This window comes from Heliomicrobium sulfidophilum, assembly GCF_057715735.1.
The window spans coordinates 2,221,098-2,244,394 of record NZ_JBVTZZ010000005.1; the positions used below are offsets into that span (position 1 = coordinate 2,221,098).

Below are 23,297 nucleotides of genomic sequence, written 5' to 3' on the forward strand. Positions count from 1 at the left end.
ATTAGTTCACGGCCCGCCAGAAGCGGAGGCCCATCCCATCGTCAGTCTTCACTTTCTCGATGGCGAGCATATGGTTGCCGTTGCGGAATTTATAGTCCATGACGCCGTAATAAACGGTGGCGTCGCCGCCTGGTTCCACGTAGGGCGGTTGACGGGTGTGCCGGTGCCGTTCGACCACTTTCAGGCCGCTTTGTTCATCGGCATGGACGACAGCCTGATGGACGATGGTGGATGAGAAGCAGACGCCGCCGCCCATGTCGGTGTAGTATTGATTGCCGATAAGGACCTTGCCGGGACCAAAACCGTTCTGCGCCTTACGGGGGCCGACAGCCTGATTAAAAGAAAAGACCTGATGAGGCTGCAGCACGTAACCGTCGATGTGGTCAAGGGCTACCGAGGCGTTCTTACCTCCGGCCACGCTCACGTGCTCCATCGAAAGCAGCACATCGGAGGCGAGGCGCCAGGAGGGGATGGCGATTTCGGCGTCGCTCGCCGCAGTCAAGGCTTCCGTGATCATGTCCACAGCGCCTTCGCGAACCCGGATATGGGTCGGGAGAGAATCGGCAAAAAGAACGGCGGCAATGCGCGCTTCTTTGGGGTCCTTTGAGGGTATGTAGGTCCATTTACCGGCTTCTACGCCGCCAATCTCTCTTCCGGGGACGAAGGCAAAGGTCTCTTCCCCGATATGCAGGGTGATCGTTCCTCCCGACAAAAGGGGGGCAACAGGTACGGTAACGGGCGGGACTGCAGGAACCGTGCCAGGTGCTGGCGCTACTGACGCATCGGGCGGTGTTGCCGGTGACTGCGATGTTGATGGTTGTGGCGGTGTCTGCACTGTTGACGGTTGTGGCAGTGTTGATGGCATCGTGCTGGGTGGCGTTGACAGAGAGGGCCTTTCCAGAACCGGTGTTGCTGGCGCGGTCGGTGTCGCCACGGCTGAGGTCCCGGCAGGGGTGGCCATCGTCCCCGACGTGCCCGTGGTGCTAGACGTCGATTGTGAGGTAGAACCAAAGGGCGACGATATGGCGGGGATTGCCGCGCCAGTCGAGGTGGACGCCTTGCCGGGTGTTGTCCCTGTGGCGGTGACGGCGATAAATGGCTGCGGAGCGAATGCCTTTTGCGATGAAACCGCTTCCGCGTCACTGCAAGCGAAGACCTGAACCAAGGCAAGGGCCAGCAAGCAGGAACGAATAGGACCTTTCAAAGAGCCACCTTGAATCAAAAAATCACCTCCGAAAAAATAGGCCTACCAGATGCCATTGAAAAATGGAAAAAATAACCTACTACACTTTTTTATTCATATCGGTGCGGGATTAGAATCGTGAAAACAAAAAATGAGCCGGGAGTTGCTCCCGACTCAGATCGTGAATACGCCTTCAACGTATTTTGCTTCATTTACCTTTTTTCCGGTTCAAAGGTGACCCTTTCCCCATCACAGGTCGCTACCACAGCGCCATGTTTGTCGGCCCGGAAGACTTGTACATTGGCCTTGGTCAGTCTGTCGAGGATTTTTTTATGGGGATGGCCGTAGTCGTTGCCTTCGCCTACAGGAATAAAGGCGTATTTGGGTGATACAGCCTTCAAGAAGGAGGTTGTTGTGGAACTTGAGCTCCCATGATGGCCGACCTTCAGCACGTCGGCTTTCAGGTCATAGCCGCGCGCCAGCATTTCCCCTTCCGATTGCGCTTCGGCGTCTCCCGTCAGCAGGAAGGACACCTTGCCGTAGGTGACTTTGAGGACGGCGCTGTAATCGTTCAGTTCCTCATAGTTTGCCTCGTTGGGAGCCAGGAAGGCGCCGTTAAAATCAGGCGCATCGAGTTTCACGCCGCCTTTGGCCTCGACACGTTTGGCGCCGCTTGCCTTGACGGCGTTAATGAAGTACTCAAAGGTTTTTGTGGTCGTCGTGGCCTTCGGCATATAGACCTGTCCCACAGGGAAGCTTTTGATGACCTTGTCCAGTCCTCCGATATGGTCCTCATGGGGGTGAGTCGCCACGACGGCGGCCAGTTCCTTGACCCCTTGACGCTTCAGGTACTCGAGAACCAGCCGACCATCGTCCACATTGCCGCCGTCGACAAGGACGAAACGCCCGCCGGGAGACTGGAGCAAGATGGAATCAGCCTGTCCCACATCGATGAAATGGACTTTCAATACGCCCTGGGCGGCCGGTTGCGATGAGGCGGTTGAAGTGGATGGCGATCCTGCTGAACCAGGAGCGTTGGCGTTGGGCGCCGATTTGGAACAGCCTGTGAGCGCAAGGATAAGGGCCAGCAGCAACGGAAACAGTGACAGGAAGAGCGGTTTAAACCATCGATGGTGCAACAGAAGGCCTCCTTTTGTTTTTTTGTCTAATTCCACGGCGATGAGCTATTCCCTTCATGAGAGGGCAGGGGCAAGAGGTCGGCGGGCGGATCCGTTTGTAAAAGAACACCAGCTTTTTGGGCGATAAGGCGCTAAGCCGCCAAGCGTAAATTTTCCGTTACCTTTCTTTTTTTCAATTGACGGCGAAGGCTGTCACAGGTACAATAATCTCCAAGCGCTTGCCCTATGGGGGCTTGGCCTGTAATTGAATACACTCATCCAGAGAGGTGGAGGGAAAGGGCCCGATGAAACCCGGCAACCCGTCGCAGCGGTGGGAACTGATGCGACATGGTGCCAATTCCTTCAGGACGGAGACCCGTTCTGGCAGATGAGGCGGATAGAAGTATACCCCCTGCGTCTGCGTAGGGGGTTTTTGCATCCCGCCCCTTTTCCCGCTTGAAGGGTGTTTTTACATGATGAAAAGACAAGAAGGGAGCATAGCCATGACAGAGAAAAAATGGCGCTTTGACACGATCGCCCTGCACGAAGGCCATGTGCCGGACCAGGACACCCTTTCCCGGGCGGTTCCGATTTACCAGACCACATCCTATGCTTTTCGCGATGTGGAGCATGCCGCTAACCTCTTCGCCTTAAAAGAGCCCGGCCACATCTACACCCGCATCGACAACCCGACGACGGACGTGCTGGAGAAACGGCTCGCCGCCCTCGACGGCGGCGTCGGCGCCCTGGCCCTCTCCTCCGGCCAGTCGGCCATCACCTTGTCGATCCTGAACATATGCGCCACCGGAGACGAGATCGTCGCTTCTACGAGCCTCTACGGCGGGACATACAATCTCTTCACCCACACGCTGCCGCGGCTTGGCGTCAAGGTTCGTTTCGTCGATCCCTCGAACCTTGACAATTTCCGGGCCGCCATCAATGAAAAGACAAAAGCGATTTACGGCGAAACTATCGGCAACCCTAAGTGCGATGTGCTGGACATCGAGGGAGTCGCCGCCATCGCCCATGAAGCCGGCATCCCCCTCATCGTCGACAACACCTTCGGCACACCAGCCCTCTGCCGACCCATCGACTTCGGCGCCGACATCGTCGTCTACTCAGCCACCAAGTTCATCGGCGGCCATGGCACCTCCATCGGCGGCGTCATTGTCGATTCAGGCAAGTTTGACTGGGCCCAGAACGAAAAGTTCCCCGGCTTTACCCACCCTGACCCGAGCTACCATGGCATCGTCTACGCCAAGGATATCGGAGCGGCGGCCTTCGTCGTCAAGGCTCGGGTGCAGCTCCTGCGCGACATGGGCAACTGCATCAGCCCCTTTAACTCCTTCCTGCTGCTCCAGGGAGTGGAGACCCTCTCGCTGCGGATGGAGCGCCATGTGAGCAACACCCGCCGCATCGTCGATTTCCTGCGCAACCACCCCCTGGTGGGCTGGGTCTCCTACCCCGAATGTGATGACCACGCCTCTTGCGTTCTGGCGAAAAAATACCTGCCCAAAGGCGCCGGCGCCATCTTTACCTTCGGGATCAAAGGCGGTGTCGAAGCCGGCCGCCGTTTTATCGACAGCTTACAGATTTTCTCCCATCTGGCCAATGTGGGCGACGCCAAGTCTCTCGTCATCCACCCGGCGTCGACGACCCACAGCCAGCTCTCTGAGGAGGCTTTGCGCGCCGCCGGCGTCAGCCCCGATCTGGTGCGCCTCTCCATCGGCCTTGAAGATCCGGATGATCTGATAGAAGACCTTGATCAGGCGCTGCGGGCCGCTGAAGGCCGGGCATAAGAAGGCGGGATCCGAATGAGCACTGGGGCCGTTGCCAACCGGGGGTTGATGAGAAACTGGGATCTGATCGTCCAACCCCAAACGTTCACCTTTGCCGAGGGGTCCGACGCCTTTGTGCTGGAATCGGGCAGCCGGTTCGGCCCCATCACGGTGGTCTATGAGACCTACGGCGTCCTGAACCGGGAGCGTTCCAACGCCATCCTGATCGCTCACGCCCTGACGGGGGACCACCACGCCGCCGGCAAAAACCAACTGGCTGACAAGGCGCCGGGCTGGTGGGACGACCTGATCGGCCCGGGCAAGCCCTTTGACACAAACCGCTTTTTCATCATCTGTTCCAACGTGCTTGGCGGATGCCGGGGAACGACAGGACCGGCCAGTGTCAACGCGGCGACGGGACGGCCCTACGGGATGGACTTTCCCGTCTACACCATCCGGGACATGGTGCGGGTGCAAAAGGCGCTCGTCGATCACCTGGGCATCGAGCGGCTGCTCCTCGTCGCCGGCGGTTCCATGGGCGGCATGCAGGTGCTGGAGTGGGGAGTGACCTACCCGGAGATGATGGACGGCCTGCTGCCTATCGCCACGGCCGGGAGGATGACGGCCATGGGCATCGCCTTCAACGAAATCATGCGCCAGACGATCATGCTCGACCCCGAGTGGAAAGGCGGCGACTACGCGCCTGGGAAGGGACCGGCCCAGGGCCTCGCCATTGCTCGGATGCTCGGCATGGTCACCTACCGGAGCGACGAACTCTTCACTGCCCGTTTCGGCCGGCGGATGACGAACAACCAGCCCAGGGCATATTTTGATTTTGACAACCGCTTCGAAATCGAGAGTTACCTGCACTACCAGGGCGACAAGCTGGTACAGCGCTTCGACGCCAACAGCTACATCTACCTCTGCAAGGCCATGGACCTGCTCGATGTGGGCCGCGGTCGTGGCGGCTACGAAAAGGCCATCGCCTCCATCGCCGCCAGGACGCTCTTCATCGGCGTCGATTCCGACTGGCTCTACCCGCCCGTCTATATGATCGAGATGGCTGAGATCATGAAAAAAGCCGGCTGTGACGCCGACTATTGGGAACTGAAAAGCCCCCACGGTCATGACGCCTTCCTGATCGAGTTCGAGCGGATGCGGCCCGTCGTGGCGTCTTTTGTCAATGGCATTGCGGAAAAGAGACGACTGTGATGCACTCCCAAGCGAAGAATCGATGCGATACCGAAGGAACATCACTTTTTGCGCAACATGCGATCAGAGAGATACAGGCAACAGGTGATGTTAGGTAAAACGTTGCCCTTTCTCGGCAAGCATATAAGGGTATGCGGCAATGATTCAAGCGGAACCTGTTATGCAGACGGAAATCAACGAAGCAGTCATCGAAGCAGTACACCAGCAGGAAAGGGCGCCGCAGGGCGCCCTTTTGTTTTTGGGAAGGGAGGAAAGGCCATGAAAGTCAACATCCTGCTCCCGCTCTTCAACATGATCGTCTTTTTTGCCTGGGGCTTCGCCCTCAAAAAAGGAATGACGGTGGAGTGGCTGTCCGGCTATGACGATGCCAGCAACAAAGAGGGGCTCATCCAATGGGTGTCCAACCAGTTCATCGCCATCGGCGCCGTCTCGCTGTTGCTGTTCTTGGCAGGTCCCGTCATCCCCGAACGCTACGCTTATGTCTACTTCTTCGGGTACCTGCTGGTGCTTGCCCTTTGGCTGAGCCGCATTTCGGATGGTGCGCGGAAGTATTAAATGACAATTCCTGCAATCAATAGAAAAATCCGTTGAAACGGAACGATCGGCGACGAGCGGGTGAGCGCATCGACGAAACATGATGGAAGGTAACCTTATAAATAGATTGAATAAAACATAAAAAACATTTGCGCATGCGAAGGATTTTATTGCCTCGTTCGCGAATAGGAAGACCGTTTCAGACCAGGATTCCCTGTGGAACCCTGGCTTTTTTCTACACCCTTTTCGGGAGTATGAGGAACGGATCGCGAATCGAGGAGTGACGAAGTTGTCCGAATTGCTGCACACCACCATTGGGGACCTGTTGGATCAGACAGCGTCCCGCTATCCCGAAAAGGAAGCTCTGGTCTACACCGATGACCGCAACCTTCGCCTGACCTACGCCCAGTTCCGTGAGAAGGCCGATGAGGTGGCCAAGGGGCTCATGGCCTTAGGCGTGCAAAAAGGGGAGCATATCGCCCTCTGGGCGACCAACTATCCCGAATGGATCTACACCCAGTTTGGCAGCGCCAAAATGGGCGCCGTCTTGGTGACGGTGAACACCAACTACCGCTCCTTTGAATTGGAGTACCTGCTCCGCCAGTCCGACGCCACCACCCTGATCCTGATCGACGGGTTCCGGGATAACAATTTTGTCGAGATCATCAACGAACTCTGTCCGCCCTTGCGCGAATCTGAACCCGGTCAGTTGAGTGTCCGCTGGCTGCCCAAACTGAAAAACATCATCTTTGTCGGCCGCGATCCCCAGGCGAAGCATCCCGGCATGTTCAGTTGGCAGGATCTCATCGATAGGGGCCGCAACGTCTCTGACGAGGAACTGGCCGAACGCCAGGGCAGCCTCCATTTCGACGAGGTCATCAACATGCAGTACACCTCCGGGACGACGGGCTTTCCCAAAGGGGTCATGCTCAGCCATGCCAACATCATCAATAACGCCAACATGGTGGCCGATTGCCAGAAATGGACCCATGAAGACCGGCTCTGCTTTCCCGTGCCGCTCTTCCACTGTTTCGGATGTGTTATGAGTTCCCTCGCTTGTGTCTGTAAAGGGGCCACCATGGTGCCGCTGGAGTACTTCACACCCAAGGGCGTCTTGGAAGCGGTCCAGCAGGAGCGCTGCACCGTTCTCTACGGCGTGCCCACCATGTTCATCGCCGAGTTGGACCATCCCGATTTTTCCACGTATGACCTGACCTCTTTGCGGACAGGCATCATGGCCGGCTCGCCCTGTCCCATTGAGGTGATGCGCAAGGTCGTCGACCGGATGGGCATCGGCGAGATCACCATCGCCTACGGCCAGACAGAGTTTTCGCCGGTCATCACCCAGACGCGCACCGATGACAGCTTAGAGCGCCGTGTCTGCACCGTGGGCAAAGCCCTCCCCCATGTGGAGGTGAAGATCGTTCACCCCGACACGGGACTGGAAATCCCCCGCGGAACTCAGGGCGAGTTGTGCGCGCGCGGTTTCGGCACCATGAAAGGCTACTACAACAACGCTGAGGCGACCGAAGCGGCCATTGACGCCGACGGGTGGCTGCATACGGGCGATTTGGCCACCATGGATGACGAGGGCTACTGCCGGATCACCGGCCGGGCCAAGGACATGATCATCCGTGGCGGCGAAAACATCTATCCCCGCGAAGTGGAGGAGTTCCTTTTCACCCACCCGAAGGTGAAGGATGTGCAGGTTGTCGGCGTCCCTGATCCGAAGTACGGCGAAGAAGCTCTGGCTTGTGTCATCCTTAAGGAGGGCGAAAAGTTGACGGAGGAGGAGGTCCGCAACTACTGCCGCGGCAAGATCGCCCGTTACAAGATTCCCAAATATGTCCGCTTCGTCGACCACTTCCCGATGACTGCCTCCGGCAAGATCCAGAAGTTCAAGCTGCAGGAGGTTTTCGTCAAGGAACTGGGTTTGGAGGACGCGGCGAAGATTGAGACGGCATGATCGTCAGATAGGAAAAATTCGAAAGAGAAATCGGACGTAAAAAATGGCTTTTTCTAAAGATCATCGAGGCACAGCGATGATCTTTTTGTTTCACGATTTGTCATGATATTGATGAACCGCCGAGGGCACGTCACTCCGTAACGCGCCGCCCGCAAATCACCAAATCCCGTTCCACGCCATCAAGAATCGCCACACGGGGCAGGTGGCCCCAGCGCGCAAAACCGAGGGCCTCGAAAAGGCCGAGGCTCGGCAGGTTGTGGGCGAAGATAAAACCGAGCAAGGTATGTACGTGCATGGCCGGCGCCGCCTCGATGGAACGTTGCAGCAGGAAGCGGCCGATCCCTTTGCCACGGAAGGTCTCAGCGACGTAGATGCTCACCTCGACGGTCCCGTCATAGGCCGGGCGGCCGTAAAAAGACTGGAAGCTGAGCCAACCGGCGATGCCCCCGTCCATTTCCAGCACCCAGAGGGGGCGCCCGTTGGGATAGTGGTCGCGAAACCAGGGGAGGCGGCTTTCGACAGAAACCGGCGTTGTATCGGCTGTCACCATCCGGCTGGCGATGGTGGAGTTGTAGATGGCGACAATGGACGGCAGATCCGACTCTAAAGCGTCGCGCAACAGCATGGTCTTCACTCCTGCTTTTCAATTGGTCCTTAGCCTAACATAAAGATCATTATACCAGAGCTTTCGTTGATGTGGCGTAGGTCGAAAAAACCGATCATGATGCCACGCTCAGTCGGACAACCTAGGATCAATCAACCGAATGGCCGAATCTACGGCTGAACCAAACCGCATCGGTTCATCCTGTTAGGCTGTAACATCTATGCCTAGTGCAAAGGACTTGGTCGACGAGACCGCATCGGATGTGGTAGGCTTTTGGGGAGGCCTCTCTCAAACACTCGCTTTTCGAGATGCTGTTTTCGATTCTTATAAGGAGTGATTGTCCTATGGCGCGGATCGTCCCCATCACCTTGCCTACCCCCTATCCGGTTGGCGATGTGAATGTCTTTTTTGTCGATGACGAACGGCCCATGCTGATCGATGCCGGCCCGCCGACTCGGGAGGCCTACACCATCCTGACGGAACGATTGCAGGAATTGGGCTGTCCCGTCACATCCCTCCAAGAGATCGTGGTGACTCATTTTCATCCGGACCATGTCGGCCTGGCCCAGGTTTTGGCCAAGGAGGCGGCCATCCCGGTGCGCTTGCATCCGCTTGACCTATACACATTGCGCCTGAGCAGCGAAAAGGCGATTGGCTTTTTTGACGGCTGGGACCTGCCTCCTAGCTGGGATTCCAAACAGTTTGACACCGATCACTGGGTTCCCGAGAAGTACCGCCCTGCTGGCGTGACCTTTCTACCGCTGGAGGCAGGAGAGATCATTGAGACGGGCAGTCTCCAATTCGAGGTGGTCGCCATCCCGGGCCACTCGTTGGGCCATGTGGCGCTCTGGGAAAAGAAAAATCGCTGGCTCTTCACCGGCGATACGGTCATTCCCGGGCTGGCGCCCAATCCGTTCATTTACCATGTGGAAGGGGAACGGGTGCCTACGCTGCCCATGTACCTGAAGAGCCTCAACCGTTTGCGTCATCTCGATGCGGCGGTCCTTTATCCCGGCCACGGCAACCCTGTCGCCGATCTGGCGGCGGAACTGAACGCCACTGTCGACCACTACCGGCAAAAAGCGCTGGAGGTCCATGCTATCGTGATGGAACAGGGAACCTCGAACCTGCGCGAGATCGCCGCTCGCCTCTATCCCCGGCAGATCGAGAGCCAGCCCTATATGGTGATGAGCAAGACCCTCGGCTGCCTGGACCTGCTGGAGCGGGCGGGGCTGGTGCGTTCAAAGTGTGGGGGACAGGTCAGGCACATGTATGAGGTTGCCGGCGACAGCAGGCAAGCTGGTGAAAAACAGCTGGATCCGGTCAAGGCGCTGAACCTGTTGTTTACATAGGCGCCACCATTATGCCGGGCATGCTCACGTAGGAAAAAGACATGCTGAAAGATACATGAGTTGGTGCCCCTTTAGATGAGGCCGAGCCCAATCGCCGCCTGCGCCACGGCAAAACAGACCGCCATCGCCAGGACCGTATTCATGACGAGCGAAAGGAGGGGCCAACGCCAGGTCCCTGTCTCTTTGCGCATGGTCAAGAGCGTGGTGGCGCAAGGGAAGTGCAGGAGCGAGAAGAGCATCACGTTGACGGCGGTCAACCAGGTCCAGCCGTGATCGACGAAAAGCGTGGCCAATTCGCTGACCTCTTCCATCTCGACGAGGCTGCCCTGGGCCAGGTAGCCCATGACCAGAATCGGCAGGACGATCTCATTGGCCGGCAGTCCGAGGAGGAAGGCGAGGAGGATGTAGCCGTCCATACCCAGCGCACGGCCAAGGGGGTCGAAGAATCCGGCTACGGCCGCCAGCAGGCTCTGTTCCCCGGCGGGGATGTTGGCCAGCAGCCAGATGACGGCGCCGACTGGCGCCGCCACCTTGACGGCCCGCCATAGGACGAAGAGGGTCCGGTCAAAGATGGACGTGATGATTACCCGGCCCACCTGGGGTTTGCGAAAGGGCGGCAGTTCCAGCGAGAAGGAGGAGGCTTCGCCTTTTAGCAGCGTTTTCGACAATGCCCAGGAGACGATCAGGGTGACGGCGATGCCCAGTACCACCAGACCGGCCACCATCAGGGCGCCCATTCCCTCGCCGAAGGTCGTCCCCAGGTAGCCGCCGGTGACGATCCCAGCAATGGCGATCAAGGTGGGAAAGCGGCCGTTGCAGGGGACGAAGTTGTTCGTCAGGGCGGCGATGATCTTTTCGCGCGGCGAGTCGATGATGCGGCAGGCGACGACGCCGGCGGCGTTGCAGCCAAAGCCCATGCTCATCGTCAGGGACTGCTTGCCATGGGCGCCGGCCATTTTGAAGAGACGATCCATGTTGAAGGCCACCCGAGGCAGGTAACCCAGGTCTTCCAGGAGGGTAAAGAGAGGAAAGAAGATGGCCATCGGCGGCAGCATGACCGAGACGACCCAGGCCAGGCAGCGGTAGACGCCGTCGACGAGGATTCCCTTCAGCCAGAGGGGCGCTTGGGCTGCCATGAAGAGTTCCGCCAGCCACTCCTGACCGGCAAAGAGGGCAGAGGCGATCATCGCCGAGGGGATGTTGGCCCCTTCGACGGTCAGCCAGAAAACGACGGTCAATATGGCCAGCATGACCGGATATCCCAACCAGCGCGAGGTCAGGAGATCATCGAGCCGGCGATCCCAGGACCTTCCCCCTTGCGGCGCGGCCTGCACCACCTCGTCGGCAATCGACTCGGCCTGACGGTAGATATTGCCGACGATGCGATCGGCCAGGGCGGGACCGAAGGTCTGCCGCGCCTCCTGGGCCAGGGCGCGGAGGCGACCTTTCTCCTCAGGAAGGGATGTTGGAGAGGAACCGGACAGCGTCACTGAGGACATAAGACCGCCTCCCCCTTCGCCGCCGTCTGACAGGCGCCGTTGTATTCGGCAAGGGAATCGAGGAATTGTTCGTCACCGTCGAGGAGCCGCATGGCCACCCACCGCGGGTTCAGGTGAGGCAAACCTTGCAGCAGCATTCCGATCCGGGGCAGCAGTTGTTCCATGGCGGAGCAAACTTCCTCATCATAGTCCACTGCAATGGGACTTGGTTCCACCTCCCCTGTTGCCACACAGAAAAGGGCCTCTTTCAACGCTTCCATGCCCCTTCCCGAACGTGCCGCCGTGCCAATGACAGGCACCCCTAGCTTTTTCGAGAGGGCCTCCAGGTCGATCCGGATCCCTTTGCTTTCCGCCTCATCGAGCAGGTTGACACAGACGACCACCCTGTTGGTGATTTCCATCACCTGCAGCGCCAGGTTCAAATTGCGGGCAAGACAGGTGGCGTCGATGATGACGAGGGTTGCGTCAGGCTGACCGAAACAAAGAAAATCGCGGGCCACCTGTTCATCGGCGGAGTGGGCGAGAAGGGAGTAGGTTCCCGGCAGGTCGACGAGCAAAAAAGGCTGGTCGCGGTGGGAAAAGCGGCCCTGGGCTTGGGTGACCGTTTTGCCTGGCCAGTTTCCCGTGTGCTGGCGCATGCCAGTCAGGCTGTTGAAGACGGTCGTCTTGCCCACATTGGGATTGCCGGCCAGGGCGATCACCTTTTCCCGTTCTGTCTCTTGCCGAACATTATACCGGCTGCGCATCATCACATCAGCGGACAAGGAACGGCCGACGCAGGCTTGACAGCAGTTTTCCATCCCCTGTTTCTCTCCTTTACAGCTATTGTTCATCCACCAGCACCTTGGACGCCTCGTCTCTGCGCAAGCCAATAATGGCGCCACGGACGAGATAGGCTGTCGGGTCGCCGATGGGACTCCGGCGGATGACCTTCACTTCTGTTCCCGGAACCAGGCCAATGTCAAGCATGCGCCGCCGCTGGAAGCCTTCCAGTTGGAGATCGGTGACGCGCACCTTGTGTCCGACAGGGGCTTTGGAGAGAGGAAAGGGAATGCCCATGTCATTTCTCCTCCTTCGTGAATGTCAAACGTCCTCCGAACTGCTGCGGCCCGGTTACGTCGCCGGAAGCCCTTTCACCAGCATCGGTTCACCGGAGATACTGTCATCAGGTATGGTCGTTCAGCCCGGTGCCAAACGGGCATTGCTGCAGGCGATGCTGGTGGTGATAGCAGGATTCACAGGGGCCGAAGACCAGAGTTTCACGCAGCTAATTTTCTTAGCCTGCTTTAAATTATGGGATGAAGCCCCAATGGTGCTTGGCCCAGCCTGGCAATTCATAGCGGCCCGTTGGACGAAGGGCGGTTTTTTTCCTATAATGGAGTCGATATCCTAAAAGGGATGACCTTGCTGAAAGGTAGGAGGCTGTCTCATGTCTGTCCTTGCCCCGGAACCGCAAAGGGATGCCCTGGAGCGGGTTTGCCGATACCTGGAGCCGTTCCAATTGGGCCTCAAGCCCATGCTCTTTGAAGTATCCACTTCGAGCGCCCAACTGGCTGCCGAGGCCGTCGGCGTCGAGGTCGGCGCCATCGCAAAAACCATCTGCTTTACGATCAAAGAAGATCCCGTCCTCGTCGTCACCAGCGGCGATGTCCGGGTAGACCTAAAAAAGCTGAAATCGCTCGCCGGCGGTCGGCCCAAGTTTGTCGACCCGGATAAGGCCTTCGCCCTCACCGGCTTCCGGGCCGGCGGCGTCTGCCCCTTCGCCCTGCCGGCGCCGATGCGCATCTTCATCGATGAGAGCCTCCGCCGCTTCCCTGTCGTCTACATCGCCGCCGGTACGGCCAATTCGGCCTTGCCGATCACTGTGGACCAGCTTGTGATGACGACGGGCGGGGAAGTGGCCGATTTGGCGGAGTATCCTGAGCGATCGTCTTTGAAATAGAAAAAATAAAAAAAGACTGCCGACAACGTACTTTTTGTTGACAGTCTGAGGCGGCCTTTGGCCGCCTCAAATTTTCTGTTGGTTTACCGTTTCCTCCCTCCTGATGGAGCGCGCGCTCAATACGTCCTTTACTAACAATATACCCCAGTGGCCCCGACGCAAGCAGTTTGGGGAAGTGTTCGATTTCTTCTAACAGCGATAGTTTACTTTCTCCGCTGTCGGATTCACGGTGCGCGACCATAACGAAAGGAATCAATTCCGGTCCTAACTCGTTTATGCGAGTTAACAAAAGTTCGAAGCCGCATTAAAATAAACGTAAGTTTCAAGTTTACTTCTAAGCAAGCCGTAAGGAAAAGGATGTCAAGACGTGATGACGAGCGATATCCATAAGCCAAACAACTCCAAATTCGTCCACCTCCACGTCCACACCGAATACAGCCTCCTCGACGGGGCGGCCCGCATCGGCAAGCTGGTCGATCGCGCCGCCGAGTTGGACATGCCCGCTCTGGCCATCACCGACCATGGCGTCATGTACGGCGTCATCGATTTTTATAAAAAAGCCAAGGCCCGCGGCGTCAAGCCGATCATCGGCTGTGAGGTCTATGTGGCTTCGCGGACCATGCTGGACCGCGATCCCCAGAAGGACAGCGACCAGCACCACCTGGTGCTGCTGGCGAAGGACCTGGTAGGTTACCGCAACCTGACAGCCCTCGTCTCCCAGGCCCATACAGAGGGTTTCTACTATAAACCGCGCGTCGACCATGACCGCCTGGCCTGCCACAGCAAAGGCCTCATCGCCATGAGCGCCTGCCTGGCCGGCGAGATCCCCCGGTTGCTCCTTAACAGCCAGGAACGGCAGGCGAGGGAGCGGGCCGCCTTTTACCGGGACACCTTTGGCCGCGACAACTACTTCATCGAGTTGCAGGACCACGACATCCCCGAGCAAAAGCAGGCCAACCGCAGCCTGATCCGCCTCGCCGGCGAACTGGGCCTCGGCCTGGTGGCGACGAACGACGTCCACTATGTGGAGCGCAAAGACGCCTACATTCAGGATGTGCTCATGTGCATCCAGATGGGCAAGACGCTCCAGGACACGGACCGGATGAAGTTTGACGGCGCCGAGTTTTACCTGAAAAGCGCCCGCGAGATGGCGGCCCTTTTCGGCGACGTGCCCGGCGCGCTGTCGAACAGCCTGGTCATCGCCGAGGCCTGTGACCTCCACTTTGATTTCGGCAAGCACCACCTGCCAGACTACCCGATCCCGGATGAGCCGGCCTTCGTCCAGTGGCGGCGAGCGAACGAGCGGGCGCCCTGGCCCGGTGTTCCCTGGGGGGAAGCGGAGCAGTACCTGACTTATCTCTGCAAAAAGGGGATGGAATGGCGCGGCTGCGCCACCCGTGAGGACTACCGCCGCCGGCTCGCCTTCGAGATGCAAACGATCTGCCGGATGGGCTTTGCCGGCTATTTCCTCATCGTCCAGGACTTCTGCGCCTTCGCCCGCCGTGAGGGCATCCTCGTCGGCCCCGGCCGCGGTTCGGCCGCCGGCAGCCTGGTCTCCTATGTCCTCGGCATCACCGACATCGACCCCATCGAATACAACCTGCTCTTTGAGCGCTTTTTGAACCCAGAACGGGTCTCCATGCCCGATATCGACATCGACTTCGACTTCGTGCGGCGCAGCGAGGTCATCGAATACGTCGTCCACAAGTACGGCTCTGACCGGGTCGCCCAGATCATCACCTTCGGAACGATGGCCGCCCGGGCCGCCGTCCGCGATGTGGGCCGCGTCCTTAACCTGCCCCTGGCCGATGTGGACAAGGTGGCCAAGGCGATCCCAGCCGAGCTGGGCATGACGATTGAAAAGGCTGTCGAGATCAGCCCCGAGTTGCAGGCGCTCTGCCAGGACCAGCGCATTGGCCACCTCGTCGAGACGGCCCGGGCCATCGAAGGCATGCCCCGCCACGCCTCGACCCATGCCGCCGGCGTCGTCATCGCGCCGTCGCCCTTGATCGATTACCTGCCGGTCCAGCGCGGCTCCGAGGAGGGCGTCACCACTCAGTTTCCGAAAGACACCGTCGAGGAGATCGGCCTTTTAAAAATGGATCTCCTCGGGCTGAAGACACTCACCTTGATCGGCGATGTGATCGATAAGATTCGCCGCTCCCGGGGTCTCGAACTCATCCTGAAGGATATGCCTCTCGATGATCCGAAAGCCTATCAACTGTTGGGCCGGGCTGACAGCCTCGGGGTCTTTCAATTGGAAAGTTCGGGACTGCGGGCGATCCTGCGGGAATTGAAGCCGACCAATTTTGACGATATCATCGCCCTTGTGGCCCTCTACCGGCCTGGCCCCCTTCAGTCGGGCATGGTCGACGACTTCATCCGCCGCAAGCACGGCCAGACGAACGTCGAATACCTGCACCCGGCCTTGGAACCGATTTTGAAGGACACCTATGGCGTCATCCTCTACCAGGAGCAAGTCATGCGCATCGCCAGCGAACTGGCCGGCTTCACTCTCGGCGAAGCCGACATGCTGCGCCGCGCCATGGGCAAGAAAAAGCCCGAAGTCATCGCCGGTCTCCGCCAGCAGTTTGTCCAGGGCTGCGTAGCCCAGCACATCCCGGAAAAGACGGCCGGCGACATCTTCGATTTGATGGAGTTTTTCGCCGGCTATGGCTTCAACAAGAGCCACTCGGCCGCCTATGCCCTCATCGCCTACCAGACGGCCTACCTGAAGGCCAACTATCCGGTCGAGTTCATGGCCGGCCTCTTGACGAGTGTCGCCGATTCATCGGAAAAGGTGGCCCAGTACGTCGACGAGTGCCAGCGTCTCGGTATCCGGGTCCTGCCGCCCGACGTGAACGCCTCGGAGATCGATTTTTCCGTCGTCGCCGACCCGCTCAGCGGCGGTCGCCAGATTCGCTTCGGCTTGGCAGCCGTGAAAAACGTGGGCCGCGGGGCTATCGACTCGGTCCTGCTGGCCCGTGAGACGGGGGGGCCCTTTACCTCTCTCGACGATTTCTGCACCCGCATCGACAACCGCCAGGCAAACCGGCGCGTTCTGGAAAGTCTGATCAAGGCGGGGGCGCTCTCTTCCCTGGGCAAGCGCCGCCCCCTCTTGCAGATCCTCGACAAGTGCATGGAGGTGGCCGCCCGCCGCCAGCGCGACCTAGCGACGGGTCAGATGAACCTCTTTGACTTTGGCGGTTTCGGCGGGGAAGTGGGAGGATTCGAAGAAGCGGGAGGACTTGGTGGAACGGGCCAACCGGGCGGCGATGGATTAAGCGGAACGAGCGGATCAAACGGTGCAGGCGGGATGGACGGCATTGCCGGCGTAGTGACCGGCGCCTCCCTGGAGATGGCCGTCCCCCTGCCGGAGGTGGCCGACTTTCCCCACCGCGAGATCCTGGCCATGGAAAAAGAACTGATGGGCATCTACTTCAGCGGCCATCCCCTGGAGGAACTGCGGCCCTGGCTGGAACGGCAGATCGACCTGACCGTCGCTCGCATCCAGCCCGATAATGACCAGCAGCGGGTGAAACTGGGTGGCCTGATCCATGCCCTCAGGCGGACGACGACCAAGAAGGGCCAACTGATGGCCTACTTCACCCTGGAGGACTGGAGCGGCGGCGTCGATGTACTCGTCTTTCCGCGTACCTACGAACGTTGCGCCGAAAAAATTCAGGACGACGCCGTCGTGATATTAGAAGGAAAAGTCCACTACGAGGAAGAAAACAAAAAAATCTTTTGCGAAAACCTCATGGTCATCGATCCCTCCCAACTAGCCGCCTCAGTCGTCGACCCTGTCACAGCAGCGCAAATGAGCGTCGCTTCTGAACCGAGGGGGACGGCAATAGGGAGCAATGGAGCCACGAACGAGACCGGGGCAAATGAGGGAGCAAGGAGAGGCGAAGCGCCAACGGTGCAACTATGGATCCCGGCCGCTTCCACAGACGCTGCCGCCAGGGAAAAACTTATCGCCATCCTTTGCGCTCACCGGGGAGCCTCGCCGGTTCAACTCTTTTTCACTGCCGATCGAAAAGCCTACCACCTGAACCGGGAGTACTGGGTGAGCCTGTCTGATGACCTGCCGTCAGCATTGGCGAGGCAATTCGACGGAATCCGTATGGAAATCGCCCAAAAAGCATGAATAACCGATTGATCTTCGATACTATTTGCATCGGAGGGAAAAATTGTGTTATTCTAGTTCTGATCTGGGTCTCCATGCGTGCGACAACACGGAAATTGACATAATCTCAGGGAAGGTTGTGCTCTTATGCTGGAAAAGGAAACGGCCATCGGTGGCGAGTACATCGTCATCAAAGCCTTGGAAAACGGCGTAACTATCATCGGCCTGACCCGGGGCAAGGACACGAGGTTTCACCATTCAGAGAAATTGGACAAGGGCGAGGTCATGGTCGCCCAGTTCACCGAACACACATCGGCCATGAAAATCCGAGGCCGGGCCACCATTTTTACCAAGCACGGTGAAATCGAAGCCGGAATCTGAATGGGACAGGAGAGAGGTGATTCCCTATGTGGACCGTCGTTTACATCGCACCCAACCGCTCCACCGCCGAAATGTTTAAGAACGTACTCACGAACGAAGGTTTGCTCGTCATGTTGCGACCTGTCGGGGTGCCTCATCTTGGCGATTCAGGTTCCGTAGAAATCCTCGTACCCGAATCAGAAGCCGAAGAAGCCCATGAGATTTTGAGCGGGGCCTTGGGGGGGTGATCCACCCAAGCCTCGGCCCACGCCACCCATCATGTCACGCCACGGGCAGTTCCCCAGCGTAACCGTACTATCTGGAACCACTTTCGAATAAGGGGCGCGATAAACAAATGGATGGCTTGTGGGTGAAATGCAAGCAGTGTCAGCAGATCCTGTTGACGAAAGAGTTGGAGAAGAATCTGAAGGTATGCCGGTGCGGTTACCATTTTCGGATGACGGCTCAGGAACGGATCGACATGCTGGTCGACAAGAACAGCTTCATCGAGTGGGACCGGGAACTGGTATCGAAAGATCCCCTCAAGTTCCCTGGGTATGCACAAAAAATTCAGAAGTGTCAGATTGAAACGTCAATGGGCGAGGCGATCACCACCGGTCAAGGCAAGATCTGCGGCATTCCCGTTGTCATCGGTGTCATGGATCCCCGCTTCATCATGGCTTCCATGGGCGCTGTCGTCGGCGAGAAGATCGTTCGTGCCGCCGAACGGGCGCTGAAGCTGCGCCTGCCTCTGGTGCTCTTTTCCGCTTCGGGTGGCGCTCGCATGCAAGAAGGCGTCCTGTCCTTGATGCAGATGGCCCGCACCAGCGCGGCCTTGACCCGCCTCTCTGAGGCCGGCTTGCCCTTTTTCTCCGTCCTCACCGACCCGACGACGGGCGGCGTGACAGCCAGCTTTGCCATGCTGGGCGACCTGATCATCGCCGAGCCAGGCGCCTTGATCGGCTTTACCGGTCCCCGCGTCATCGAGCAGACGATCCGTCAGAAATTGCCTGAAGGATTCCAACGTTCCGAATTTTTGCAAAAACACGGCATGGTCGATATCATCATCGATCGTCCGAAGATGCGGGAGCAACTGGCCGCGCTGCTGGGCCTGCATAACTTTACTGCCGCCGAGGGGGTTGAAGGCTGATGGCGCTGCCGTTGGAATTTGAAAAGCCGCTTTTTGAACTGGAGACGAAGATCAATGAACTGCGCACCTTCTCCCAGGAAAAAGACCTCGATTTCAGCAGCGAGATCGCCACGCTGGAACAGAAGGCGGAGGAACTGCGCAAGAAGATCTACCGTGATCTGACGCCTTGGCAGCAGGCCCAACTGGCCCGCCATCCAGACCGTCCCAACACGATCGAATACATCCGCTTGCTCCTCGAAGAATTCTTTGAGATGAAGGGCGACCGCCTCTATGGCGACGACCCGGCGATCATGGGCGGCATCGGCCGCTTCCAGGGCCGGCCTGTCACCGTCATCGGCCATGTCAAAGGCAAGGACACGAAGGAGAACATCTACCGCAACTTCGGCATGCCTCACCCCGAAGGCTACCGCAAAGCCCTGCGGCTGATGCGGCAGGCGGCCAAGTTCGGCCGGCCCATCATCTGCTTCATCGACACGCCGGGCGCTTACTGCGGCATCGGCGCTGAGGAGCGGGGACAGGCGGAAGCCATCGCCCGCAACCTCCTGGAGATGGCCGCCTTGCCGGTGCCCATCATCTCGGTGATCATCGGCGAAGGCGGCAGCGGCGGCGCATTGGCCCTCGGTGTGGCCGACCGCCTGCTCATGTTGGAGCATGCCGTCTACTCGGTGGCCTCGCCCGAATCGGCGGCCTCGATCCTCTTCAAAGACGCCACTCTGGCGCCGCAGGCCGCCGCAGCCATGGGCATCACCGCTGAGCGGCTGAAAGACCTGAGGCTGATCGACCGCATCGTCCCCGAGCCCTCTGGTGGCGCCCACCGCAACCCGATTGGGACAGCGAAAGAGCTGGCGGCGGCGCTCAGCGACGAACTGGAGAAGCTGATGACCCTTTCCGTTCAGGAACTGGTCGATAGCCGTTATGAGAAATACCGCAACCTGGGCTTGCACTGCATCGAAGATGAGCCCTATGGTGCCTTTGAAGCCGACGCAACCGACGCCGCGGGTATGTAAAAGGCCGGACGGGAGCAGAGGTTTGGAACCCTTTCGAAAAATGCAATAAAAGACGCCGCCGGCGCTAAAACCGGCGGCGTCTTTTATTGCATGTCAGATAATGTTTGTGCGAACAAGTCAGAAGGATTGGGCGCGAAAGGGAAGAATTTTACCTCAAGGAAAAGACCGCAAGAGGATGGGGCGTTGAGGGCAATCTAGTTTTCGAGACTGGTTTTTCGCCTATCCAAGACAGCTTTTCGAATTTGCTTTTCGGAGGGATTGGTTTGGTCAAACATATCGGTGTCCTCACCTCAGGAGGCGACGCACCGGGCATGAACGCCTGTGTCCGCGCCGTCGTCCGGACGGCCATTTACCGGGGGAGTAACGTGTCCGGGATCCTGCGCGGCTACGCGGGGCTGCTGGCAGGAGAGATGCGTCCCATGGATGTCGGATCCGTCGGCGACATCATCCACCGCGGCGGCACGGTATTGCGAACAGCCCGCTGCAGGGAATTTTTCGAAGCAGAAAACCAGGCATTGGCCGCCAGCAAGCTAAAAGACGCCGGCGTCGACGCCCTTGTCGTCATCGGTGGCGACGGCTCCTTCCGCGGCGCCCAGGCCTTGATGCGCCACGGCATCCGCATCGTCGGCATCCCGGGCACCATCGACAACGACATCCCCGGCACAGACTACACCATCGGCTTCGATACGGCGGTGAACACCGTCCTTGACGCCATCAACAAGATTCGCGATACAGCCACCTCCCATGACCGGACGAATGTGATCGAGGTGATGGGCCGGCGCGCCGGCCATATCGCGTTGCTGGCTGGTTTGGGCGGCGGTGCCGAGTCGATCCTGGTGCCCGAGGTGCCCTTTGACATCGATGAGGTCTGCGCCCGCCTGAAGCGCGGCCATGACCGGGGCAAGCTGCACTCGATCATCCTCGTCGCTGAAGGGGCCGGCAGCGCCGTCGAGATCGGCAAGCGCATCGAAGAGAAGACAGGCCTGGAGACGCGAGTGACCATCCTGGGCCACATCCAGCGTGGCGGCAACCCAACGGCGACGGACCGGATCTGGGCCTCCCGCATGGGCGCTCAGGCGGTGGAAGCGCTCCTGCGGGGCCAGAGCAACATCATGCTCGGCGTGCGCAAAGGCGAACTGGTCGAGGAGAACCTAGACAAGGCCTTGACGGAACGACATGGTCTGGACGAGGAACTGTACCGTCTGGCTAGCGTGTTATCCATTTAATACGCTGGGGGTAAACTACCCTCGGGGTGAGCGAAGTGTTCTCTGATCAAAATTGGGCCAAGGTCCGCGGGGGCCTCTATGGCGCGGCCGTCATCGTATTGCTCCTGGGGGCGCTGCTTTACGGCTATCATTCGCGCCTCGGCTCCCTGCTCCTCATCGGAGGGGGCGCCTGGTTCGTCTACCTGTTGGTGACGAGAAGGTAAATTTTTGGTCATCTTTTCCGGGGATGGGAGGAAGCCGGCAGCGGGCTGAAGAAGTAATCCGACGAAGCACAGACTAGCTAGCAGAACGAATAGAGGCCAAGGCAATCAGCGCAAGAGCAAGAAGGGGAGGCGCTCCAGCCTTCCCACGGGGAGGTTCGAACTCATGCATGCTTTTACCCAAGAGGCTTCTCCGACCGGAACGCCCCGCACGAAGATCGTCTGCACCGTTGGACCGGCCAGTTCCGATCCCAACATCCTGATGGAGATGATCCGGGCCGGCATGCGGGTGGCCCGGTTGAACTTTTCCCACGGCACCTATGAGGAGCATGCCGCCCGCATCGCCGCTGTTCGCCAGGCGGCCAACGCCGTAGAGCAGCCCATCGCCATCCTCCTCGACACGAAAGGCCCCGAGATCCGCCTCGGCCAGGTGGCTGGTGGCAAAACCACCCTCGAGGAAGGCGCGGAAGTGATCCTCTTTCCCGACAACGGGACCTTGGGGACGAAGGAGCGGTTGCCGATCAGCTACGGCGGCCTTGTCGAGGATGTCCAACCCGGCGTGCGGGTGCTCATCGATGACGGGAACATCGAGATGGAAGTGACGACCGTCGAGGCCGGCGAGATCCGCTGCCGCGTCAAAAACGGCGGCGATGTGAGCAGCCGCAAAGGCGTCAGTGTCCCCGGCGTGGCCTTGCGCATGCCGGCCATCAGTGAAAAAGAAGTGAAGGACCTCGAGTTCGGCATCGCCCAGGACATGGACTTTGTCGCCATCTCCTTTGTCCGCGACGCCTCCGATGTGCTCGGCATCCGCAAGATCCTGGAGGACCGCGGCGCCTCCATGCAGTTGATCGCCAAGATCGAGAACCACCAGGGTGTCGACAATATCGACGAGATCCTGGCCGTCTCCGACGGGATCATGGTCGCCCGGGGCGATCTCGGCGTGGCCATCCCGACGGAAGACGTTCCTCTGGTGCAGAAGCTAATCATCGAAAAGTGCAACATCGCCGGCAAGCCGGTGATCACGGCGACACAGATGCTCGATTCGATGATTCGCAACCCCCGTCCGACCCGGGCCGAAGCGACGGACGTGGCCAACGCTATCCTCGACGGGACCGACGCCATCATGCTCTCCGGCGAGACGGCAGCCGGCAAGTACCCTGTCGAGGCCGTCACCATGATGGCCCGCATCGCCATGCGCACCGAGCAAGCCCTTCGCCATGATGAGGAACTGGATCGCCGCCGCAAAGCCGGCCTTGGTTCGGTCACCGATTCGATCAGCCACGCCACCTGCAGCATCGCCGCCGACCTGCAAGCGAAGGCAATCATCACCTTGACCAAAGCCGGCTCGACAGCTCGCATGGTTTCCCGCTACCGCCCTAACTGCCCCATCATCGCGGCGACGCCGGAGACGAAGGTGATGCGCCAGATGGCCGTCGTCTGGGGCGCCGAGCCGATGAAGGTGCGGGAGACGGCAGGCACAGACGAGATGCTCGGTGACGCCATCGACTGCGCCTTGAAAGAAGGCCGCATCGAGACGGGCGACCTCGTCGTCGTCACGGCCGGCGTGCCTGTCGGCGTATCAGGCACGACCAACCTGCTCAAGGTCCATGTGGCCGGCCGGGTGCTGGCCCATGGCATGGGCATCGGCCGCAAGAAGGCTGTCGGCCAGGTGCGCCTCTGCCGCTCCGCCGCCGACGCCGCCCGGTTGGAGAAGGGCGAGATCCTCGTCGCCTTCGGCACTGACCGCGATTACGTGCCGGCCCTTGAACGCTGCGCTGGCATCATCACCGTGGAAGGCGGCCTCACCTCCCATGCGGCCATCGTGGGGTTGCAGTTCGGGATCCCCGTCATCGTCGGCGTCGACAACGCCTTCGAGGTCCTCTCCGACGGCGCCGTCGTCACCATTGACGCCACTGAGCGAGGGATGATCTACGAGGGGATGGCGCGAGTTTTGTAACGAACATCAACAAGGGTCTTCTTCGATGGAAAAAGAAGGAGACCCTAATTTTTTAAAACATATTGACGGAAAATTCAGAA

21 protein-coding genes and 1 riboswitch are annotated in these 23,297 nt (G+C 59.2%); of the genes, 15 read left to right on the forward strand and 6 right to left on the reverse strand.

Translation table 11 applies throughout. The features are described 5' to 3' along the window. Nucleotide 1 precedes the first annotated feature (1 nt). A complete protein-coding gene (locus tag AC0CW1_RS16220; RefSeq protein WP_488184029.1) occupies nt 2-712 on the reverse strand; it encodes a VanW family protein in 711 nt (236 codons plus the stop codon). Between the two features lie 43 nt (nt 713-755). On the opposite strand from AC0CW1_RS16220, the gene AC0CW1_RS16225 reads away from it, so the two are divergent. Then, nucleotides 756-1,160, forward strand: a complete 405-nt coding sequence (locus AC0CW1_RS16225) for a hypothetical protein (protein ID WP_488184030.1) — start codon at nt 756-758, stop codon at nt 1,158-1,160. 235 nt (nt 1,161-1,395) lie between these two features. On the opposite strand, the gene AC0CW1_RS16230 is transcribed toward AC0CW1_RS16225, so the two are convergent. Further along, nucleotides 1,396-2,322 carry a ComEC/Rec2 family competence protein gene (locus AC0CW1_RS16230; protein WP_488184031.1) on the reverse strand — a complete coding sequence of 309 codons (927 nt, stop codon included), beginning with the start codon at nt 2,320-2,322 and terminating at the stop codon, nt 1,396-1,398. Nucleotides 2,323-2,573: 251 nt separating this feature from the next. Further along, a riboswitch (SAM riboswitch) is annotated at nt 2,574-2,696 on the forward strand. 108 nt (nt 2,697-2,804) lie between these two features. Here AC0CW1_RS16230 and AC0CW1_RS16235 point away from each other — a divergent pair. The 4 genes from AC0CW1_RS16235 to AC0CW1_RS16250 all read left to right on the forward strand — a co-directional run bounded on the left by AC0CW1_RS16235 (nt 2,805) and on the right by AC0CW1_RS16250 (nt 7,791). Beyond that, on the forward strand, nt 2,805-4,100 hold the full coding sequence (locus AC0CW1_RS16235; RefSeq protein WP_488184032.1) for a homocysteine synthase: 1,296 nt from the start codon (nt 2,805-2,807) through the stop codon (nt 4,098-4,100). A gap of 15 nt (nt 4,101-4,115) precedes the next feature. Further along, nucleotides 4,116-5,291: a homoserine O-acetyltransferase MetX gene (metX, locus tag AC0CW1_RS16240; protein WP_488184033.1), complete on the forward strand. Its 1,176-nt coding sequence runs from the start codon at nt 4,116-4,118 to the stop codon at nt 5,289-5,291. Nucleotides 5,292-5,549: 258 nt separating this feature from the next. Further along, nucleotides 5,550-5,846: a hypothetical protein gene (locus AC0CW1_RS16245; RefSeq protein ID WP_488184034.1), complete on the forward strand. Its 297-nt coding sequence runs from the start codon at nt 5,550-5,552 to the stop codon at nt 5,844-5,846. A gap of 268 nt (nt 5,847-6,114) precedes the next feature. Further along, nucleotides 6,115-7,791 carry an AMP-binding protein gene (locus tag AC0CW1_RS16250; RefSeq protein WP_488184035.1) on the forward strand — a complete coding sequence of 559 codons (1,677 nt, stop codon included), beginning with the start codon at nt 6,115-6,117 and terminating at the stop codon, nt 7,789-7,791. Nucleotides 7,792-7,921: 130 nt separating this feature from the next. Here AC0CW1_RS16250 and AC0CW1_RS16255 read toward each other — a convergent pair whose 3' ends face one another. Continuing rightward, nucleotides 7,922-8,416, reverse strand: coding sequence for an N-acetyltransferase family protein (locus AC0CW1_RS16255; RefSeq protein WP_488184036.1), 495 nt, complete (start codon nt 8,414-8,416; stop codon nt 7,922-7,924). A 323-nt stretch (nt 8,417-8,739) separates the two neighbouring features. On the opposite strand from AC0CW1_RS16255, the gene AC0CW1_RS16260 reads away from it, so the two are divergent. Continuing rightward, on the forward strand, nt 8,740-9,747 hold the full coding sequence (locus tag AC0CW1_RS16260; RefSeq protein ID WP_488184037.1) for an MBL fold metallo-hydrolase: 1,008 nt from the start codon (nt 8,740-8,742) through the stop codon (nt 9,745-9,747). A 71-nt stretch (nt 9,748-9,818) separates the two neighbouring features. Here the strand turns inward: AC0CW1_RS16260 and AC0CW1_RS16265 are convergent, their stop codons facing one another. From AC0CW1_RS16265 to AC0CW1_RS16275, 3 genes are read right to left on the reverse strand one after another with little or no spacing between them, the layout of a single operon-like run. Further along, nucleotides 9,819-11,246 (reverse strand): nucleoside recognition domain-containing protein, encoded by a 1,428-nt coding sequence (locus tag AC0CW1_RS16265; RefSeq protein WP_488184038.1) that lies wholly within the window; start codon nt 11,244-11,246, stop codon nt 9,819-9,821. Then, on the reverse strand, nt 11,234-12,046 hold the full coding sequence (locus AC0CW1_RS16270; RefSeq protein ID WP_488184039.1) for a FeoB small GTPase domain-containing protein: 813 nt from the start codon (nt 12,044-12,046) through the stop codon (nt 11,234-11,236). Before AC0CW1_RS16270 ends, AC0CW1_RS16265 begins: the two co-directional genes overlap by 13 nt. A 22-nt stretch (nt 12,047-12,068) precedes the next feature. After that, the gene (locus tag AC0CW1_RS16275) at nt 12,069-12,305 is read right to left on the reverse strand and encodes a FeoA family protein (protein ID WP_488184040.1); all 237 of its coding nucleotides are present in this window, start codon (nt 12,303-12,305) and stop codon (nt 12,069-12,071) included. Nucleotides 12,306-12,675: 370 nt separating this feature from the next. Between AC0CW1_RS16275 and AC0CW1_RS16280 the strand changes: the two genes are divergently transcribed. From AC0CW1_RS16280 to pyk, 9 genes are all read left to right on the forward strand, one after another. Next, nucleotides 12,676-13,188, forward strand: coding sequence for a YbaK/EbsC family protein (locus AC0CW1_RS16280; RefSeq protein ID WP_488184041.1), 513 nt, complete (start codon nt 12,676-12,678; stop codon nt 13,186-13,188). Between the two features lie 370 nt (nt 13,189-13,558). Next, on the forward strand, nt 13,559-17,338 hold the full coding sequence (locus AC0CW1_RS16285; RefSeq protein WP_488184181.1) for a DNA polymerase III subunit alpha: 3,780 nt from the start codon (nt 13,559-13,561) through the stop codon (nt 17,336-17,338). 126 nt (nt 17,339-17,464) lie between these two features. Next, the gene (gene mtrB / locus AC0CW1_RS16290; RefSeq protein WP_012281257.1) at nt 17,465-17,698 is read left to right on the forward strand and encodes a trp RNA-binding attenuation protein MtrB; all 234 of its coding nucleotides are present in this window, start codon (nt 17,465-17,467) and stop codon (nt 17,696-17,698) included. Nucleotides 17,699-17,724: 26 nt separating this feature from the next. Then, complete coding sequence (locus AC0CW1_RS16295; RefSeq protein ID WP_488184042.1) at nt 17,725-17,925, forward strand: putative signal transducing protein; 201 nt, start codon at nt 17,725-17,727, stop codon at nt 17,923-17,925. 107 nt (nt 17,926-18,032) lie between these two features. Continuing rightward, nucleotides 18,033-18,827, forward strand: coding sequence for an acetyl-CoA carboxylase, carboxyltransferase subunit beta (accD, locus tag AC0CW1_RS16300; protein ID WP_488184043.1), 795 nt, complete (start codon nt 18,033-18,035; stop codon nt 18,825-18,827). Beyond that, a complete protein-coding gene (gene accA, locus AC0CW1_RS16305; protein ID WP_488184044.1) occupies nt 18,827-19,834 on the forward strand; it encodes an acetyl-CoA carboxylase carboxyl transferase subunit alpha in 1,008 nt (335 codons plus the stop codon). The genes accD and accA overlap by 1 nt, the downstream gene beginning before the upstream one ends. Before the next feature lie 263 nt (nt 19,835-20,097). Then, complete coding sequence (gene pfkA / locus AC0CW1_RS16310; RefSeq protein WP_488184045.1) at nt 20,098-21,060, forward strand: 6-phosphofructokinase; 963 nt, start codon at nt 20,098-20,100, stop codon at nt 21,058-21,060. A 35-nt stretch (nt 21,061-21,095) separates the two neighbouring features. Then, the gene (locus tag AC0CW1_RS16315) at nt 21,096-21,263 is read left to right on the forward strand and encodes a hypothetical protein (protein WP_488184046.1); all 168 of its coding nucleotides are present in this window, start codon (nt 21,096-21,098) and stop codon (nt 21,261-21,263) included. Nucleotides 21,264-21,426: 163 nt separating this feature from the next. After that, nucleotides 21,427-23,217, forward strand: a complete 1,791-nt coding sequence (pyk, locus tag AC0CW1_RS16320; RefSeq protein WP_488184047.1) for a pyruvate kinase — start codon at nt 21,427-21,429, stop codon at nt 23,215-23,217. Nucleotides 23,218-23,297: the final 80 nt, after the last annotated feature.

What these genes read in the sequence shown, in the direction of transcription:
- AC0CW1_RS16235 (WP_488184032.1), top strand. Translation starts at nt 2,805, where the DNA reads ATGACAGAGAAAAAATGGCGCTTTGACACGATCGCCCTGCACGAAGGC.
- metX (WP_488184033.1), top strand. Translation starts at nt 4,116, where the DNA reads ATGAGCACTGGGGCCGTTGCCAACCGGGGGTTGATGAGAAACTGGGAT.
- AC0CW1_RS16245 (WP_488184034.1), top strand. Translation starts at nt 5,550, where the DNA reads ATGAAAGTCAACATCCTGCTCCCGCTCTTCAACATGATCGTCTTTTTT.
- AC0CW1_RS16255 (WP_488184036.1), bottom strand. Translation starts at nt 8,416, where the DNA reads ATGCTGTTGCGCGACGCTTTAGAGTCGGATCTGCCGTCCATTGTCGCC.
- AC0CW1_RS16260 (WP_488184037.1), top strand. Translation starts at nt 8,740, where the DNA reads ATGGCGCGGATCGTCCCCATCACCTTGCCTACCCCCTATCCGGTTGGC.
- AC0CW1_RS16265 (WP_488184038.1), bottom strand. Translation starts at nt 11,246, where the DNA reads ATGTCCTCAGTGACGCTGTCCGGTTCCTCTCCAACATCCCTTCCTGAG.
- AC0CW1_RS16270 (WP_488184039.1), bottom strand. Translation starts at nt 12,046, where the DNA reads ATGGAAAACTGCTGTCAAGCCTGCGTCGGCCGTTCCTTGTCCGCTGAT.
- AC0CW1_RS16275 (WP_488184040.1), bottom strand. Translation starts at nt 12,305, where the DNA reads ATGGGCATTCCCTTTCCTCTCTCCAAAGCCCCTGTCGGACACAAGGTG.
- AC0CW1_RS16280 (WP_488184041.1), top strand. Translation starts at nt 12,676, where the DNA reads ATGTCTGTCCTTGCCCCGGAACCGCAAAGGGATGCCCTGGAGCGGGTT.
- AC0CW1_RS16285 (WP_488184181.1), top strand. Translation starts at nt 13,559, where the DNA reads ATGACGAGCGATATCCATAAGCCAAACAACTCCAAATTCGTCCACCTC.
- mtrB (WP_012281257.1), top strand. Translation starts at nt 17,465, where the DNA reads ATGCTGGAAAAGGAAACGGCCATCGGTGGCGAGTACATCGTCATCAAA.
- AC0CW1_RS16295 (WP_488184042.1), top strand. Translation starts at nt 17,725, where the DNA reads ATGTGGACCGTCGTTTACATCGCACCCAACCGCTCCACCGCCGAAATG.
- accD (WP_488184043.1), top strand. Translation starts at nt 18,033, where the DNA reads ATGGATGGCTTGTGGGTGAAATGCAAGCAGTGTCAGCAGATCCTGTTG.
- accA (WP_488184044.1), top strand. Translation starts at nt 18,827, where the DNA reads ATGGCGCTGCCGTTGGAATTTGAAAAGCCGCTTTTTGAACTGGAGACG.
- pyk (WP_488184047.1), top strand. Translation starts at nt 21,427, where the DNA reads ATGCATGCTTTTACCCAAGAGGCTTCTCCGACCGGAACGCCCCGCACG.